At 69.5% G+C, this 17,421-nt stretch carries 14 protein-coding genes and 2 pseudogenes; 11 read left to right on the forward strand and 5 right to left on the reverse strand.

Annotation, left to right across the window (positions count from 1 at the left end; all coding sequences use genetic code 11):
- On the reverse strand, window positions 1-553 hold a 553-nt coding region (locus CCN42_RS30305; RefSeq protein WP_086740423.1), incomplete at its 3' end, for an N-acetylmuramoyl-L-alanine amidase.
- 60 nt (window positions 554-613) lie between these two features.
- Between CCN42_RS30305 and mnmA the strand changes: the two genes are divergently transcribed.
- From mnmA to CCN42_RS30330, 5 genes are all read left to right on the forward strand, one after another.
- The gene (mnmA, locus tag CCN42_RS30310; RefSeq protein WP_086740425.1) at window positions 614-1,744 is read left to right on the forward strand and encodes a tRNA 2-thiouridine(34) synthase MnmA; all 1,131 of its coding nucleotides are present in this window, start codon (window positions 614-616) and stop codon (window positions 1,742-1,744) included.
- 266 nt (window positions 1,745-2,010) lie between these two features.
- Entirely contained in the window at window positions 2,011-3,153 is a 1,143-nt protein-coding gene (locus CCN42_RS30315; RefSeq protein ID WP_245877532.1) for an AAA family ATPase, read from the forward strand.
- 22 nt (window positions 3,154-3,175) lie between these two features.
- Window positions 3,176-3,943 carry an RloB family protein gene (locus CCN42_RS30320; protein ID WP_086740429.1) on the forward strand — a complete coding sequence of 256 codons (768 nt, stop codon included), beginning with the start codon at window positions 3,176-3,178 and terminating at the stop codon, window positions 3,941-3,943.
- A gap of 121 nt (window positions 3,944-4,064) precedes the next feature.
- Window positions 4,065-6,659: a type I restriction-modification system subunit M gene (locus tag CCN42_RS30325; RefSeq protein ID WP_086740431.1), complete on the forward strand. Its 2,595-nt coding sequence runs from the start codon at window positions 4,065-4,067 to the stop codon at window positions 6,657-6,659.
- Window positions 6,649-7,884 (forward strand): restriction endonuclease subunit S, encoded by a 1,236-nt coding sequence (locus CCN42_RS30330; protein ID WP_086740433.1) that lies wholly within the window; start codon window positions 6,649-6,651, stop codon window positions 7,882-7,884. Before CCN42_RS30325 ends, CCN42_RS30330 begins: the two co-directional genes overlap by 11 nt.
- Here the strand turns inward: CCN42_RS30330 and CCN42_RS30335 are convergent.
- Both CCN42_RS30335 and CCN42_RS30340 read right to left on the reverse strand, forming a co-directional pair.
- Window positions 7,853-8,047, reverse strand: a complete 195-nt coding sequence (locus CCN42_RS30335) for a DUF397 domain-containing protein (protein WP_086740442.1) — start codon at window positions 8,045-8,047, stop codon at window positions 7,853-7,855. The genes CCN42_RS30330 and CCN42_RS30335 overlap by 32 nt on opposite strands.
- Before the next feature lie 12 nt (window positions 8,048-8,059).
- A complete protein-coding gene (locus CCN42_RS30340) occupies window positions 8,060-8,911 on the reverse strand; it encodes a helix-turn-helix domain-containing protein (RefSeq protein WP_086740435.1) in 852 nt (283 codons plus the stop codon).
- Window positions 8,912-9,187: 276 nt separating this feature from the next.
- Between CCN42_RS30340 and CCN42_RS30345 the strand changes: the two genes are divergently transcribed.
- The 4 genes and pseudogenes from CCN42_RS30345 to CCN42_RS30360 form a co-directional block, all read left to right on the forward strand.
- Window positions 9,188-9,733, forward strand: coding sequence for an ATP-binding protein (locus CCN42_RS30345; RefSeq protein WP_086740437.1), 546 nt, complete (start codon window positions 9,188-9,190; stop codon window positions 9,731-9,733).
- Window positions 9,734-9,839: 106 nt separating this feature from the next.
- Entirely contained in the window at window positions 9,840-13,493 is a 3,654-nt protein-coding gene (locus tag CCN42_RS30350; RefSeq protein WP_245877533.1) for a type I restriction endonuclease subunit R, read from the forward strand.
- 62 nt (window positions 13,494-13,555) lie between these two features.
- On the forward strand, window positions 13,556-14,308 hold the full coding sequence (locus CCN42_RS30355) for a M48 family metallopeptidase (protein WP_086740439.1): 753 nt from the start codon (window positions 13,556-13,558) through the stop codon (window positions 14,306-14,308).
- Window positions 14,309-14,933 (forward strand): annotated as a pseudogene (locus CCN42_RS30360) (aminomethyltransferase beta-barrel domain-containing protein); the annotation flags it as partial.
- Between the two features lie 26 nt (window positions 14,934-14,959).
- Here CCN42_RS30360 and CCN42_RS30365 read toward each other — a convergent pair.
- Together CCN42_RS30365 and CCN42_RS30370 are read right to left on the reverse strand one after the other, a co-directional pair.
- Window positions 14,960-15,714: pseudogene (locus CCN42_RS30365) on the reverse strand (alpha/beta fold hydrolase).
- A gap of 38 nt (window positions 15,715-15,752) precedes the next feature.
- Window positions 15,753-16,076, reverse strand: a complete 324-nt coding sequence (locus CCN42_RS30370) for a DUF427 domain-containing protein (RefSeq protein WP_086740440.1) — start codon at window positions 16,074-16,076, stop codon at window positions 15,753-15,755.
- A gap of 51 nt (window positions 16,077-16,127) precedes the next feature.
- Between CCN42_RS30370 and CCN42_RS30375 the strand changes: the two genes are divergently transcribed.
- Together CCN42_RS30375 and CCN42_RS30380 are read left to right on the forward strand one after the other, a co-directional pair.
- A complete protein-coding gene (locus CCN42_RS30375) occupies window positions 16,128-16,667 on the forward strand; it encodes an LOG family protein (protein WP_169731555.1) in 540 nt (179 codons plus the stop codon).
- 18 nt (window positions 16,668-16,685) lie between these two features.
- Entirely contained in the window at window positions 16,686-17,384 is a 699-nt protein-coding gene (locus CCN42_RS30380) for an SDR family oxidoreductase (RefSeq protein ID WP_086168253.1), read from the forward strand.
- The last annotated feature ends 37 nt before the right edge of the window (window positions 17,385-17,421 follow it).

The raw sequence follows: 17,421 nt of genomic DNA on the forward strand, positions 1-17,421 counted from the left end.
TGTGCTCCCGGTCGACCGGGATGCCGTACCGCCGGCAGATCCCCGCCGTCAGACGGGCCGACGCGGCGTACATCGCGTCGGTGAGGTCCTGCGGGCGGTCGACGAAACCGGCGTGCTCGATGCCGATGCTCCGCTCGTTGTAGTCCCGGTTGCCCGCGTGGTACGCCACGTCCAGCTCGCGGATCATCTGGGCGATCCGGCCGTCCTGCCCGACGATGTAGTGCGACGCGGCGCCGTGCTCCGGGTCCTGGAACACCTGCACCGCGCTGTCGAAACTGCCCTGGGTGACATGGACGACCACCATGTCTATCGCGTAGTCGTCCGGCCGGTCCGCCCAGCGGAAGTTGGCCGAGGAGGCCGCCACCCAGCGCGCGCCCCGGTAGTCGACCGCGCCCTTCACCCGGGGCCTCTCCACCCCCGGCACCCGATACCACAGCCGCGACAGCTCGTCGCGCGCCAGCACGGCGCCCGTGCCCAGCACGGCCGCCGCCCCGCCCACGATCAGTGACCGGCGCCCGATCCGCCGCCCCGAGCCGTCCTTCGTCTCTCCCATGTGATCCAGAACGGATACTCGCGGGCTCCGGTTCCCGCGCCCCCGTACCCTGGAAGGGTTATGACTGACACCCCGCAGCGCTCCCGCCCGCTCCGCGTCCTCGCCGCCATGTCCGGCGGTGTCGACTCCGCCGTCGCCGCCGCCCGCGCGGCCGAGGCAGGCCACGACGTGACCGGCGTCCACCTCGCGCTCTCCGCGAACCCCCAGTCCTTCCGTACGGGCGCGCGGGGCTGTTGCACGATCGAGGACTCCCGGGACGCCCGCCGCGCGGCCGACGTCATCGGCATCCCGTTCTACGTCTGGGACCTCGCCGACCGCTTCCGCGAGGACGTCGTCGAGGACTTCGTCGCCGAGTACGAGGCGGGGCGCACCCCCAACCCGTGCCTGCGCTGCAACGAGAAGATCAAGTTCGCCGCGCTGCTGGACAAGGCGCTGGCCCTCGGCTTCGACGCGGTCTGCACCGGCCACTACGCGAAGGTGATCGTCCGCGAGGACGGCACCCGTGAGCTGCACCGCGCCTCCGACATGGCCAAGGACCAGTCGTACGTCCTCGGCGTCCTGGACGACCGGCAGCTGGCCCACGCCCTGTTCCCGCTCGGCGACACGGTCACCACCAAGGACGAGATCCGCGCGGAGGCCGAGCGCCGCGGCCTGGCGGTCGCGAAGAAGCCCGACTCGCACGACATCTGCTTCATCGCCGACGGCGACACCCAGGGGTTCCTCGCGAAGCGGCTGGGCAAGGCCGAGGGCGACATCGTCGACGAGGCGGGCAACAAGCTGGGCACCCACGAGGGCGCCTACGGCTTCACCATCGGGCAGCGCAAGGGCCTGCGCATCGGCACCCCGGCCCCCGACGGCAAGCCGCGCTACGTCCTCGACATCTCGCCCGTGAACAACACCGTCACGGTGGGCCCCGCCGAGGCCCTCGACGTCTGTGCCCTCACCGCGATCAAGCCCCGCTGGTGCGGCACGGCCCCCTCCGGCCCCGGCACCTACACCGCCCAGCTGCGCGCCCACGGCGGGGAGACGGAGGTGACGGCGGAGGTGATCGACGGCGAACTGCACGTCCGCTTCACCGCGCCGGTCCGCGGCGTCGCCCCGGGCCAGGCGATCGTGCTGTACGACGGCACGCGCGTGGTGGGCTCGGCGACGATCGCGTCGACGGCTCGCTGGGAAGCTGCCACAGCCTGATCATCGAGGGCTCGCAGGAGCTGGCACGGTCCGGCCACCCGGCATAGGCTGGCCGTCGCGGAAGGTCCGCACAGTGTGAGCCGGCGGCGGGACCTCCCCGCCCCTTCGGGAGGTGGACGGTGCTCCTGCGCTTTCGAGTGGCGAATCACCGCTCGATCCGGGACGAGGCCGAGCTGACACTCGTCGCTGCAGCAGACAGTTCCGACAGCATTGCGCGGGACAGCGGGATCGCTCAGGACGGCGGCGGGCACGTGTTGGTGCTACCCGTGGCCGGGATCTTCGGTGCGAACGCCTCCGGCAAGAGCAACCTGCTCAGCGCGTTCCACGCCATGCGGGAGGCGGTACGCACCTCCTTCGCGGACTGGGCCAAGTATCCCGGGGTGCCTCACCGGCAGCCCTTCAAGCTGGATGCCGTCAGCGCCGAGGAGACCACCCTCTTCGAGGTCGACCTGGTCCTCGGCGCCCGCACACCCGTCCGTTACACGTACGGCTTCGAACTCTCCGACGACCGGGTCGAGGCCGAATGGCTGCACGCCTATCCGGGCGGCATTCGGCAGGTCTGGTTCGACAGGGAGGCGGACCGCCCGGCGGAGGACGGCGATGAATACCTCTTCGAGAGTCCGGCCTTCACCGGCCGCCGCGACGACCTGGTCGCGCTCACCCGGCCGAACGCCCTCTTCCTCTCCACTGCGGCCACCCTCAACGACCCTCAACTGTCCGCCCTGCACCGCTGGTTCCTAAACAACCTGTGGCTGATGACCCCGGGTGCGGATATCAGCCACCGTGCCGACTGGACCAAGCGCCGCCTCACCGAACTCCACGACGACACCGGCTACCGCGAACGACTCGTCCAGCTCCTGGCCGCGGCCGACCTGGGCGTCACCGGCTTCGATCTCGATCCGGACACTGGCGCGGTCTCTCTTCGGCACCGGACGGAGGGGGCGGAAGCGCTGGCCCTCGACTTCCTCACCGAGGAAAGCTTCGGTACGCACGCGTGGTTCGCTTTCCTCGGCCCGATGCTCACCGTCCTCGACAACGGGACGACGCTGCTGGTCGACGAACTCGACTCCAGTCTCCACCCCACGCTGGCCGCCGAGGTCGTCCGTCTGTTCCAGGACCGTAAGGCCAACGCCAAGGGCGCCCAGCTGATCTTCACCACCCACGACGCCACGCTGCTCGGCAACGCCGTACTCGACCGTCCGCTCCGCCGCGATCAGGTATGGCTCACCGCCAAGACGAAGTCCGGCGCGAGTGAGCTGTATCCGCTGGTCGCCGCCCATCCGGAGGAGGGCGAGGACCTGGAGCGGGGCTATCTGCGTGGCCGGTACGGAGCGGTGCCCCGGGTGACCCCGGGCGAAATCGCCCGCGAGGTGTCCTGGCTGGAGGAGAAGGCGGCGGCGACGGCGTGAGCGAACGGGGTGGGCACGGAGTATGAGCAGCAGGCGCAGGTCGAAGAAGGACGCGGCGAGCACGGTGCTGCCGCCGCAGGCGCCTCCATTGCAGTACTCACGTCACGAGCGGGTGCTTTACGTGGGGTGCGAGGGCGAGGTGACCGAGTACGACTACCTGCGGTACCTCAACAAGGAGTTCGGGAGCGGGGACAACGAGACCGGCCGACCGCCCTTCACCATCAAGCCGGTCCGCAAGGCCGACGGTCTGATCCCGTCCCGTGCCGTCCAGGCGGTCGTCGACGCCGCCCAGGGGGAGGACGAGACCTGGGTGCTCTTCGACCGGGACAGCCACCATGACATCCCCGAGGCGTTCGAGGCCGCAGCGGACTCGAACACCGAGGTCTGCTTCTCCCATCCCTCCTTCGAACTGTGGTTGCTGCTGCACTTCCAGCCCTTCGGCGGCGCCCAGGGCGCGGCGAAGAACACGTACGTCCTGGAGAAGCTGCGCAAGGCCGACCCCGCGTACAAGCGGTTCGACAAGCCCGACAAAGGTCTGAATGACCTCCGTACCAAGGTGCTGAAGGACAAGGAGAAGGCGGCGGTGCAGCACGCGCGTGCCCTGGTCGGTCAGTGCGAGCACGGTTCGTGCAAGCCCGCCAACGCCACGTTTGAGGAGCCGAAGTACGGCCGCTCGGCGAAGGAGCGGGCCGCCCGCTCCGGACATGCCAAGGACTGCGACGTCCTGAACCGGGACCCGTCCACCGACGTGTGGCGACTCCTGGTCAGTCTGGGCATCGTGAAGATCTGAGCGGCGGCGTCACACCCCTGGTCATGCCGCCCTGAATGTTCGGTTATGGGCGGTTGGCTCCTTGGCTCGAGGGCCGTCTACTCTTCCGTAGTACCTCCATTTCCGTACGAAGGATCCGCGCGTGGCCCGAATCACCCTGCCCGAGCTCGAACGCCATCTCTTCTCGGCCGCCGACATCCTGCGCGGCCGGATGGACGCCTCCGAGTACCGCGACTTCATCTTCGGGATGCTCTTCCTGAAGCGGGCCTCGGACGAGTTCGAGCCGGAGTGGAAGCGGGTCTACGAGGAGCGGCTCGCGCAGACCGGCGGCGACGAGACGAAGGCGCTGGCCAAGGCGAACAATCCGGCCGCCTACCCCCGCGTCTTCTACGTGCCGCCGCGGGCCCGCTGGTGGCGTGGACCACACCACGATCCGGAGAAACCGCAGAGCCCGGCGCCCGGCATCATGGCCCTGACCGAGAAGGTCGGCCAGGGCCTCGACGAGGCTCTGGTGGCGCTCCAGGAGGGCAACGACCTGCTCGCGGGCATCGCCTCGCACATCAGCTTCAACGAGGTGGTCGGTACCAAGCCGCGCTTCACCGATCCCGAACTCCGGTCACTGATCCGGCACTTCAGCCTCTACCGGCTGCGCAACGAGGACTTCGAGTTCCCCGACATGCTGGGTGCTGCCTACGAGTACCTTCTCGGCCGGTTCGCGGACTCGGCCGGCCAGCGCGGCGGTGAGTTCTACACGCCGCGTTCGGTGGTGCGGATGATGGTGCGCCTCGTCGACCCGCAGCCCGGGGAGTCGGTGTACGACCCGTGCGCGGGCTCCGGCGGCATGCTGATCGCGGCCCGCGAGCACGTCGAGGAACACGGCGGAGACCCCGAGGAACTGTCGGTCAACGGGCAGGACAAGAACGGCCCGTCCTGGTCCATGGCCAGCATGAACATGGTCCTGCACGGCATCCACACCTTCGACCTCCAGCACGGTGACACCCTCGCCGAGCCACTCCATCTCGACGAGAACGGGCGGCTGCGCAAGTTCTCGGCGATCCTGTCGAACCCTCCGTTCTCGCTCCCGTACGACGAGGACGCCGTCGCCAAGGCCGACGAGGACCACGGCAAGCGGATGCACTGGGGCTGGACGCCGGGGAGCGGCAAGAAGGCCGACCTGATGTTCGTCCAGCACATGGTGTCGGTTCTGGAGGAGGACGGCGGACGAGCGGCCGTCGTCATGCCGTACGGGGTGCTCTTCCGGGGCGGCAAGGAACGCGAGATCCGCATCGGGATGCTCCGCGCGGACTGCGTGGAGGCTGTCATCGGCCTCGGCCCGAACCTGTTCTACGGCGCGGGCGTCCCAGCCTGCATCCTGATCCTGCGGCCCCCGCACGGGAAGACCGACCCGAAGCGCCTGGAGAAGGTCCTCTTCATCAACGCCGACCGGGACTTCACGCCCGGCCGCAACCAGAACGAACTCGGCCCCGAACACATCGAGAAGATCGTGACGGTCTTCCGCGAATGGCGCCTCATCGACGGCTACTCGCGCGAGGTCCACCGCGACGAACTCCTCGCCCTCGACGCGAAGGGCGTCCCCGAGGCGAACTTCAACATCCGCCGCTGGGTGGACAACTCGCCGCCTGCGGAGCCGCAGGACGTACGGGCGCATCTGTACGGGGGCGTGCCGGTTGCCGAGGTTGCGGCGAAGGAGAGGCTGTTCAAGGCGTACGGAGTCGATGCCGGTTCGCTGTTCGCGCGCCGGGAGGGCTCAGGCGAGTACTACGACTTCCTGCCGGAAGGCGCAGAGGCCACGGCCGCCCGTATTCCGCGACTGACGTACGCGCGGGAGGCGGAGCTGCGCGAGACGTTCGACGAGTGGTGGTCGAAGAGTTCCGGTCTCTTCGCACGGCTCGCGGCGGACCGGAAACTGATGGGACTGCGCAGCGGGCTTCTCGACGGGTTCACGACCGCGGTCGGCGGAGCCGGGGTCCTCGACGAGTTCACGACCGCCGGCATCATCGCTGCGTGGTGGACGGAGAACCGCTACGACATGAAGGCCCTTGCGGCGGGCGGCTTCGAGCGGGTCCTGGAAGGCTGGGTCGACTCCGTCGAGGCGATCGTCGACCCGGCGGTCCCGGGGGGCGGCGCGGACGACGCGAAGCGCACGTCGGTCTCCCCTGCCGAGCGCCGCAGGGCCCTTGACCAGCCGGTGGTACGGGAGCTGATCCCGGAGTTCCTGGACGCGGTCAAGGCGGCCGACAAGGCCCTCGCGGAGGCGGAGGCCGCGGCGAAGACGGCGGCTGAGTCGAGGGCGGCGGTGGCGGATGCGGGTACGGACACGGACGACGAGTCCGACTCCGGTGAACCGGCGGAGCTGGTCGCCCCGGAGGAACTCGCCGCCTTGGACAAGGCGTTGACGGCGGCCAAGAAGGCCCTGACGGCGGCGCGCAAGAAGCGCAAGGCGCTGGATGACCGTTTCCTGCCGGACCTGAAGGCGGCGGCGGACCTGAAGAAGGCAGAGGAGGGCGGCCCGGAGAGCATCGTCCTGACGGTCCTCCGCCGTGACCTGTCCGACCGCCTGAACGCGGCGTTGGCGGCGGGCCGCCGCGAGATCGTTGCTTCCTTCCGACGCTGGGCCGAGAAGTACGAGGTGTCGCTGACGGACCTGGAGGACGCCAGCCGCGACGCGGCAAAGAGGCTTGCGGAGTGGCTGGGGGTGCTGGGTTATGGGCGTTGAGACGGTGCAGACCGGAAGCTTTTCCTGGCCTGAGCAGTGGCAGCGGGTCAGCTTGGCGGATGCCGGTCGGTGGATGTCCGGAGGAACGCCGAGCACTTCGAACGGAGCGTATTGGGACGGAGACATCCCGTGGATCAGCGGCGCGAGCCTGAAGCAGTTCCGCATCACGGATTCTGAGCGCCGTGTTACCCGGCTTGGGGCCGAGAACGGCTCACGGTTGGTCGACAAGGGCGCCGTGCTTTTCATTGTGAGAGGGATGAGCCTCAAGTCGGAGTTCCGAATTGGGGTGACGCAGCGCGAAGTTGCCTTCGGCCAGGACTGCAAGGCGCTTGTCCCAGACGAGAGCATCGATCCGTTTTACCTGGCGTATGCCATGCGAGTACTGACCCCGACAATCTTGAGCATGGTCGAGGAGACCAGCCATGGCACGGGGCGCCTGGACACGAACCGACTCAACGCGCTGGAGATCGGAGTTCCGCCGCTGGCCGAACAACGCGACATCGTCGCCGCGCACGAGGTGTTCGAGCGGCGGATCGGGGACCTCGAACGCGTTGCCCAAAAGCGAAGCACCCTGCTCTCGGCCGCAGTGTCCGCACTGCTTCGGAGTCAGGACAGCTCAGGTACGACGCTGGAGACGATGATGGTCTCCTGTGACCCAGGCATCACGCTGGGGGCGCATCGTGCCCCGCAGAAGCGGGCCACTGGTTACCTGCGCGTGGCCAACGTGCGGATGGGATGGATCGACACCTCGGACGTCGCTGCCCTGGAATCGACGAGTAACGACCGCCCGAGGTACGAGCTCGTGGCCGGTGACGTCCTGGTCGTCGAAGGGCATGCGAATCCTGAGCAAATCGGTCGTGCTGCTTTGGTCGGTCCTGCCGAAGAGGGGCTGCTCTACCAGAACCACCTCTTCCGGCTCAGGTTCGACCGCGACGAGGTTGTACCGGAGTTCGCGATGTTGTGGCTGAACTCGGAGGCTGTTCGCTCGTACTGGATCAGCCGGTGCGCTACGAGTTCCGGCCTCTACACGATCAACTCAAAACTGCTGGCGGATGCCCCGTTCCCGGTGGTGCCCATCGAGGAGCAGCGGAAGATCGTAGAGACCTGGCGTACAGGAATCCGCGCAGTCGATTCTCTGCATGGGCAGATTGCCAAGCTCCGCACGATCCAGCAGGGCGTGATCGAAGACCTGCTCAGCGGTCGGACCCGAGTGAACCGGACCTGAGGCTTTCTATCAGCGCACCAAGCGACGCCCGGTCCATGACGATCACATTCGCCGGGCGTTTGCTGTCCCGCAGGGCGACCCCTGTCTGCATCCAGGCGACCTCAACGCAGTTGTTGCCACTGGCCTCGGAGTAGGAGGACTTGAACCACTTCAGGGCGGACACGACGGGCACCTCTTACAGGTCGTTGGCGATTTCGGCGATGGCATCTGATGACTGCTTTGGATTCAACGCCACCTGTTCGATCGCGTCCAGTCGCCGACGGAAGTTGGCGAGTTGAGTGGAGGAGTGGAAGAAAGTGGCGCCGAGCGGGGAGTCGACCAGGACTGTGTCCAGGTGAGGGCTGAGGCCCGCCGCGTACATCACGGAGTCGCCGGCCATGGGGAAGCCACCTGCCGTGAACGGGATGACCCGGAGAGTGACGTTGTCACGCTCACCTTCTTCCAGCAGGCGAGTGAGCTGGGCTTTGGCTACCTTGCGCCCGCCCACCTGCATACGCAGCGCCGATTCGTGGATGAGACCGATGTACGGGATGCCGGGCTCGTCTGCGATTCGTGCATGCCGCGCCAGCCGATGAGCGATGCGGAGTTCCACCTCGAGGCGGGGCAGGGTCGGGATGAACAAGTCAAAGAGGGCGCGCGCGTGGTCTTCGGTCTGGAAGATGCCGGGAAGATGGGCTGTCTGGACTGAGCGGAGGCTCGTGGCGTAGTGCTCCAGTTCCGATGTGTCGAGGAAATCGGGCGGGATCTTGCCCCGGTACTCCTCCCACCAGCCGCTCCGGCGGCCTCCGGTCATGGACGCCAGGGCGTCGATGAGTTCCTCGTCGTCGCACTCGTAGATGCTCACGAGCCGACGCAGACGATCCTCGCTGATGCCGTACCTACCAGCCTCGATGTTGGAGATGTTGGTGCGGTCGGTGCCCAACAACTCGGCTGCCCTGGGAGCGGGCATGCCTGCGGACTCTCTGAGCCGTCGCAGCTCGGCGCCGAGTCGGCGCTGACGGATCGTGGGCTGGTGCTTCGGTGCCATTTGCAGCCTCCTTGCTCGCGCACAGTGTGCCGACGCTGGTGGGTCGGGTCCAACCAAATCTAATTATTCACTCGTTCCAGTTCAAGACATGGCACGGGTTATGTGAGCAGCTCTACATTGTGTAGCGCGCCATTCGTGTTCCAGCCGCCCGGCGGAAGCGCACCGGCCCCCTGCCCTCCGGAAGGCAGGGTCCCGGCACTGCCACCGCCGTCCGGCAGTTCGCAAGCAGGCGCCCCCTCCCAAAGAACCCGTTCCGCACCACGGAGGTAGACCGTCGTGAGCAGCAACGAACAGAGCACTGAACCGAGCAACGAATCGACCTACCCCGTCAGTTACGACGTCGGCTACGGCGACCACCCCGTCCCGCTCCCGTTCACCGCCCCCTGGGTGTACGAACTCCACCTCCCCTGCGACCCGCGCGGTCCACGGATCGTCCGGGGCACCCTCCGTGCCGTACTCCACGCGCACGGGATCGGCGAACTCGCCGACCGGGCGGAGCTGTTGACCTGTGAACTCGCCACCAACTCGGTGCGGCACACGAAAGGCCCGGTCATCGTCCGGATGCAGTGGCTGTGCCCCGCGCTGCGGGTGAGCGTGTGGGACGCGAGTCCGGATCTGCCTCCGTTCGCGCCGGGCGCGGCGATGCCCGATCCCGCCGCTTCCTCCGGACGTGGGCTGCCGATCATCGAGAGTCTCGCCGACCGGTGGGGCGGCTGCGGGTCCGTCGACGGGCCGAACGGCGGGCCGGGCGGCAAGACCATCTGGTTCGAACTTGCCCTCGGGGACGGTTTCCGGCCACCCTCACCCGTGCTCGCCGCCTGATCCGAGCGCATTTCGCGCCAAGCTCCCCGGCCGCCGATAGAGTTTCGATCTCCTGTCCCGTACCGGAGGGCGGGGATCGAGGCGGGTGGCCGGGGAGGGCAGGCGCGTGGCGGAGCAGCCGGAGTACGTCAGGACCGAGCGGCCGCTGATCGAGCAGCTGACGGCGATGGGCTGGGCCCACCTCCGGGGCGGCCCGAGCGCCGGACCCGCCACCGTGCCGGGCGCCTCGGACCGTACGAGCTTCGAGACCGTCGTGTACGCGGACCGGTTCAAGGCCGCCGTGGCCAGGATCAACCCGAGGCCGTCGGACGGAAAACTCTGGCTGAGCGACGCGCAGTTGGATTACCTCCTCGCCCTGGTCCAGGGCACCGCGCCGGGGCAGGGCCCGAAGGAACGCGGTGTCGCCGGGAACCTGGAGGTGACCGACCTCCTGCGCAAGGGCCGCAACGCCCGCACCCTGCCGGGCTGGACGAAGGGCGACCCCGAACACGTACGGCTCGTCGACTGGGACGGCGAGTTCGGGGAGCAGCCGGACACTCCCGGCGGCGGCAACGACCTGCTCGTCGTCTCCCAGTTCCGGATCGAGCGCCAGGACGCCGCTCCCGTCACGCCCGACCTCGTGCTGTTCGTCAACGGGCTGCCCTGGGTGGTGATCGAGTGCAAGGCGCCCGTGGTGTCCGGCCCCCAGGGAGACGTGCGGGCCGCCCTGGACGACGCCGTCGACCAGGTGCTCCGGTACGCGGGCGTCAACTCTCCGGCCGCCGTACCCGAGTTCGTCCGCTTCGCGCAGGTCCTGGTCGGCACCGACCGTGACCACGCCGAGACCGGAACGGTCACCGCCGAACCCCGGCACTTCGCCCCCTGGCGCACGGTCGCGCCCGTGAGCGAGGACCGGGTACGCGAGGAGGTGCGCAAGCCCACGTCGGCAGCCCTCACCGACCAGGAGATCCTGGTCGCCGGGATGCTGCGCCCGGCCCATCTCCTCGACCTGGTAAGGGACTTCACCACCCGGCTCGGCAGCGGGCACCGCACGGTCAAACTGGTCGGTCGCCACCAGCAGTTCAAGGCGGTGAAGGCACTCACACGGAAGCTGGAGGAGCGGGACCGCAAGGCGGCGGCCGGCCTGGCCGTCAGCCACCGGGGCGGTGTCGTCTGGCACACCCAGGGCTCCGGCAAGAGCCTGACCATGGCGTTCCTGGTCCGGCACCTGCGCAGCCGTCCCGCTCTGAAGTCACACAAGGTGGTCGTGGTCACCGACCGCCTCGACCTGGAGAAGCAGATCCGGGCGAGCCTCGCCGCCACCGAGGAGAAGGTGCACCGCGCGCCGGGCATCAAGCAGGCCAGGAAGTACCTGGAGGTGGACGTCGGGGACGTCGTCCTCGTCACCCTGCAGAAGGCGCAGCGCGACGACACCGCGTACGACGGCCGGGAAGAGTCACTGCCCGACACCGTCCCCGACGATGACGAGGACGGTGGCGAGAACGAGGGATACGTACAGAACCGGGTCGCCAATCCCCACCACCATGTCGTCGTCCTCGTCGACGAGGCCCACCGGGGCCAGGACAAGTGGCAGCACGCCCGCTGGCGGGCCATGCTGCCGCGCGCCGCCTTCGTAGGCTTCACCGGCACCCCGGTGATCAGCAGCAACCGCAAACGCAGTGAGGAGATCTTCGGCCCGTACGCCGACACGTACACCCTGCGCGACGCCGAACTCGACCGGTCCGTCGTGCCCGTCCGCTACGAGGCGTACGCCGTACCGCTCGATGTCATCGAGCAGGCCGCCCTCGACGCCCGGTTCGACGAGAAGGTGCCGTCCGATCCGGAGCTGCGGGCCAAGGTGCTGCGGAAGTTCGGACGCCGCAAGGAGATTCTGGAAGCCCCTTCGGTGATCGAGGCCAAGGCCGAGCACATGCTCGACCACTGGGCCCGCACGGCGTTGCCCGACCGCTTCGGGGCGCAGATCGCCACCGTCTCCCGGCTCGCCGCGGTCCGCTACCGCACCGCGCTGCTCACCGCCCGCGACCGACTGGTCGCCCGCCTGGACGCGCTCGACCCGGCCCTGATCGCCGACCCCATGGCCGCCCTCGAAGCCGACGAGGAGGAGCGGGCGCTCCTCATGCTCCTGCCGGACCGCGAGGTGCTGAGAACGCTCGAGGCGGCCGTCGTCATCTCCCCGGCGGGCCAGGGCGGCAGCGATCCGGAGTCGTGGCGGCCGTGGATCACCAAGAGCTGCCAGGACGCGCACATCGAACGCTTCAAGAGAGGGCTGCCTCCGCGCGACATCACGGCCGACCCGGCATGGAACGTGAGGACGCACGGGCTGCAGCCGTCCGGCGTCGGCACGCCGGCGAGCGGCGGCCAGGTGTGGAACGTCGATCTCGACCTGCCCGCGGACAGCGGACCGCCCGCTTCGCCGGACACGGAGGGCGGCGCGTCACCGGAGACCATGGCCTTCCTGGTGGTCCAGTCGATGCTGCTCACCGGCTTCGACGCACCTGTCGAGCAGGTCCTCTACCTGGACTGCAAGCTGTCCGGCGCGGGACTGCTGCAGGCCGTGGCCCGCACCAACCGGCCCTATCCGGCCAAGAAGTGGGGCCGTGTCGTCGACTACGTCGGCATCGGTCCCGAACTGGCCCGCTCGCTCGCCTCCTACGACCAGGAGCACCTGCGGCACGTCCTCGGTTACCGGAACGTCTCCGTGGACCACCTCCAGCCGGACTACGACGGACCGCAGCCGGACGGCCGCACCCCGGACCGGGACGGACTGCTGCTGCGGTCCGACGCCGCCGCCAAGGCCCTCCTGGAAGACCTCGGGACGAAGGTCACCCGCTTCCTGGCCGGGCAGAACGTCACCGACCCCGGCGACGAGTCCCAGTGGGAGAACTTCCTCGGCCGGCGCCTCGAAGACCCGCTGCTGCGGGGTGAGTTCGACGAGCGCGTCCGTGACTTCCTGACCGCGCTTAATGCGGTCCTGCCGGACCCGGAGGCGCTGAAGTACCGGGAACTGGCCGGTCAGTTGGGCGCACTCCAGTACATGGCCAGGCGCCGCTACCTCGACGGCCGCGAACAGTTCAGCCCGCGCCGCTACGGGGCCAAGGTGCGCCGGCTCATCTCGCAGCACATCGAGACCACCGGGATCCGGCAGCGGATCCCACCCGTCGAGCTCACCGACCCGGAGTTCATGGAACGGGTCGACGCGAATGCCGACCCCCGGGCGCGGTGCTCGTACATGACAGGCTCGCTGAAGCTGCGCATCACCGCGAAGATCGGCGGCGACCGGGCGGGCTACCAGCGGTTCAGCCTCCGGCTCGAAGAGGTCATCGCGCGGATGGAGGACGACTTCGAGCAGGCTGCGGCCGACCTGAAGCGTCTGGTCGGGGACGTGGCCGCGGCGGAGCGGGAGCCGGAGAACGACGACGGCCTCGACTCCCGGACCGAACGGCTGGTCCTCGGACTGCTCCAGCAGCACGCCGAGAACGCCGTGCGGGAACCGTGGCCGCCGGGCACCGATCTGATCCGGGCGGCCCGCGGTCTTACCGAGGAGATGTCGGTGCTCGTGCGGCGTCCGCAGATACACACGCAGGTCGCTGCCCGTAACCGCATGCGCAGCGAACTCTGCGAGCAGCTGGAGATCTGGCTCGACATGGACTGGGACGACATCGGCGACCTCGCGAGCCAACTGACAGAGCTGGCCGTGGAGAGGTATGAGTACTTCCTTGGATACCAGCCGCGCGACGAGGCGGACGGCGGGGACACCTGACGCGGTGACCGCTGATGACTGCCAGGCAGGGTGATGTCGTTGCCGGATGGTAGGAAGAGTGGGTGAGCACCGTCGTCGAACAGGCCATCGCTGATCTCCCTGTGCCCAGGGGGTGGCGGTGGGATGTCGTCGTGCGGCCACGGCGCCGCACCCTCGGCATCGAGATCGCCGAGGACGGCCGAGTGCTCTTCGCGATTCCCGCAGGCGCAGATCCGAAAGAGATCGCCGACGCGGTGCGGGGCCGGATGCCGCGTCTCGCCGCCGAGGTCCGCCGCCGTCAGGAGCTGCGGGCGGCCGAACCGGTCAGGGACCTGATCGGCGGCGAGGGCTTCGCCTACCTGGGCCGCCGGTACCGGCTCAGGCTCACTCCCGACGACGGCAGCAGTCACGTACGACTGCGACAGGGATGGCTGGAGCTACCCCGATCGCGGTCGGCCGCCGCTGATGCGGGGCCCCTTGTGGAGTGGTACAGCAGCCGCGGGGCGCGCTGGCTCACTGCGCGGCTGCAGCCGCTGGCGGCACTGGCCGGAGTGCGTGATCCGGCGGGCATCGAGGTGCGGGACCTCGGCCGTCGCTGGGGTGCCTGTTCTCCTGAGGGCGTGATCACCGTGCACTGGGCGGTGATACAGCTGCCGGTCGCCCTGGTGGACCTCGTCCTGATCCATGAGCTCTGCCACCTCAAGTACCCCGGCCACGGAGCGGCTTTCCGACGGGCCATCCGGCTCGCGCTACCCGACGCAGACGTGCGCGAACGCCAGTTCGCGCAGGAGGAGCCGCGACTGTGGCGCGGAGCTGTCTCCTCGACAAGGCACTAGCTGGCGCTCGGCCTCGATGCGGCCTGCACGGGAAGCCGCGCGCAAGTGATCGTTAATGAGGACGACACCCCGCGAACTCAACCAGGCCTCCGAATGGTAGTGGACCAGAGAAGGAGGACTCCCGCGACATCTGCTTCATCGCCGACGGCGACACCCAGGGGTTCCTGGCGAGGCGACTGGGCAAGGCCGAGGGCGACATCGTCGACGAGTCCGGCAACAAGCTGGGCACCCACGAGGGCGCCTACGGCTTCACCATCGGCGGCCTGCGGCTCGGCACCCCCGCCGCCGACGGCAAGCCGCGCTACGTCCTCGACATCTCGCCCGTGAACAACATGGTCACCGTCGGCCCGGCCGAGGCCCTCGTCGTCTCCGCCCTCACCGCCATCAAGCCCCGCTGGTGCGGCACGGCCCCCGCCGGCCCCGGCACCGACACCGCCCAGCTGCGCGCCCACGGCGGCGAGACCGAGGTGACCGCCGAGGTCGTCGACGGCGAACTGCGCGTGCACTTCACCGAGCCGGTCCGCGGCGTCGCCCCGGCCAGGCGATCGTGCTGTACGACGGGACCCGCGTGGTCGGCTCGGCGACCATCGCGTCGACGGTGCGGGCGACGGCCGGGGTGGCCTGAACCCGAGGAGGGCGCCTGAGGCTCGGTCAGCCCGTGAGGAACTCCGCGAGCACCGGGCCCAGCACCTGGGGCTCGACCATGTGGTTCTGGTCCTCCAAGGCCCGGTAGGTGCCCTGGGGCACCGCCTCCGCGACGGCCCGTGCCGCCTCGCGAAGCCAGGCGGGGCTCATCGCGCCCGCGAGGGCCAGCACGGGCACGTAGACCTCGCGCAGGCGCTCGCGCGGCACCAGACCGTCGTCCATCACCGCGTCGTCGTGGGCGAGACTCGGCGCGATCGCCTCCATCTCGGCCCACATCGGGGACTGCCGGGGCGCCCGCGATCATCCCCGGCTCCATCCCGGTGAGCCGCAGGAACAGCTCCACGGCGTCCCCGCGCCGACCCTCGGCCAGCGCCCGCGTCAGGTTCTCGCTGTACGCGGCGCGTTCCTCCGCTCCGCCCGCGGAGAAGTCGGCGAACGGGGGCTCGTAGACCGCGACCCGGCGCACCGGCAGTCCGCTCGCCGCCGCCTCCAGGGCCAGCGCGCCGCCCGACGACATGCCGTACAGCGCCGCCAGGTCCTCGACTTCACGGGCCACCGCGTACGGCGGTGTGTCACCGCTCGCGCCGCGTCCCCGGCGGTCGAACACCACGACGTCGAAGCGGTCCTTCAAGGTGGCGGCCAGCGGCGCCGTCGTGGCGCCCGTCGACATGGCCCCCGCTGATCAGTACGATCGCGGGGCGCCGGCCGGTGCGCTGGTACGCGAGGGGCGTGCCGTCGCGCGAGATGGTCTCCTTGTCCATGCATCCGGAGACTGCCACGGGAGACGGAGCTCAGGGGGTCACAACACTTCGACGTCGTAGAAACAGAGGTGGTCCTTGATCGCCGCGACGTCCGGCTTCGGGTCCGGGTACGCCCAGCCGAGGTCGGGCGCGTCCGGCAGCGACCAGTAGGACGCGGTGCCCTTGAAGGGGCAGTGGGTGTGGGTGCCGGACGGGGTCAGCAGATCGAGCCGGACGTCCTCGGCGGGCAGGTAGTACCGCACGGGGCAGCCGGTCTCCCGCAGCACCAGGGGCCGCTCGCTGTCGGCCAGCACCTGCCCGTCGCGCACCACCCGGACCCGTCGGGTGCCCTGCTCGATGGTGATCGTGTGTCCTCGCGTCATACCGGGACAGCGCGCGCGGGGCGGCGGATGTTCCCACGTACCGTGGACGCCATGAACATCTGCGTCTTCCTCTCCGCCGCCGACCTCGACGACCGTTACACGCGCCCCGCGCGGGAGTTCGCCGGACTCCTGGGCAAGGGCGGGCACACGCTCGTCTGGGGCGGCTCCGACGTCGGCCTGATGAAGGTCGTCGCGGACGGCGTGCAGGAGGCGGGCGGCCGGCTCGTCGGCGTCTCCGTGGACTTCCTGGCCGCCAAGGCGCGCCCGGGCGCCGACGAGATGGTCATCGCGAGCGACCTCGCCGAGCGCAAGCGGCTGCTCCTGGAGAAGTCCGACGCCGTGGTGATCATGGTGGGCGGCACCGGGACGCTGGACGAGGCGACCGAGATCCTGGAGCTGAAGAAGCACGGCAGGACCGAGAAGCCGGTCGTCCTGCTCAACACCGCGGGCTTCTACGACGGCCTCAAGGAGCAGTTCCGGCGCATGGAGGACGAGGGCTTCCTGCCCCGCCCGCTGACCGACCTCGTGTTCTTCGCCGAGGAGCCGGTCGGCGCGCTCGCCTACCTGGAGGAGAGCCAGGGCATCGCGTGACCGCGCGGTGATGCGAGCATGGCGGGCATGGCTACACATGTGATCACCGGAGCGGGCTCCGGCATCGGCGCGGCCGTCGCCCGCCGCCTGCACGCGCGCGGGGACGAGCTCGTGCTGCACGCGCGGGACGCGGCCCGCGCGAAGGAGCTGGCCGCCGGGTTCCCCGGCGCCCGCACCCTCGTCGGCGACCTCTCCGACCCCGACAAGCTGAGCTGGGCGTTCTCCCACCAGAGCCTTCCGGACCGCGTCGACTCGCTGCTGCACATCGCGGGCGTGGTCGAACTGGGCCGGGTCGGCGACCTGACCCCCAAGTCCTGGCGTCACCAGCTCAACGTCAACCTGATCGCGCCCGCCGAGCTGACCCGCCACTTCCTGCCCCAGCTGCGGGCCACGCGCGGCCACGTGATCTTCGTCAACTCCGGCGCCGGTCTGAACGCCCACGCCGACTGGTCCGCGTACGCCGCCTCCAAGCACGGCCTGAAAGCCCTCGCCGACTCCCTGCGCCACGAGGAACACGCGAACGGCGTCCGGGTCACCTCCGTCTACCCCGGCCGCACCGCCAGCCCCATGCAGGCCAAGGTCCACCAGCAGGAGGGCAAGGACTACGACCCGTCGAAGTGGATCGACCCCGAGTCGGTCGCGACGACCATCCTCATGGCCCTGGACCTCCCGAGGGACGCGGAGATCAACGACGTGACGGTCCGCCCGGGCCGCTGAGCGGTCCGTAGTGCCCCGGCCCGGGCGGACCGTCACG

Source organism: Streptomyces glaucescens, from assembly GCF_002154375.1.
In the GTDB taxonomy this organism is placed as follows: Bacteria; Actinomycetota; Actinomycetes; order Streptomycetales; family Streptomycetaceae; genus Streptomyces; species Streptomyces glaucescens.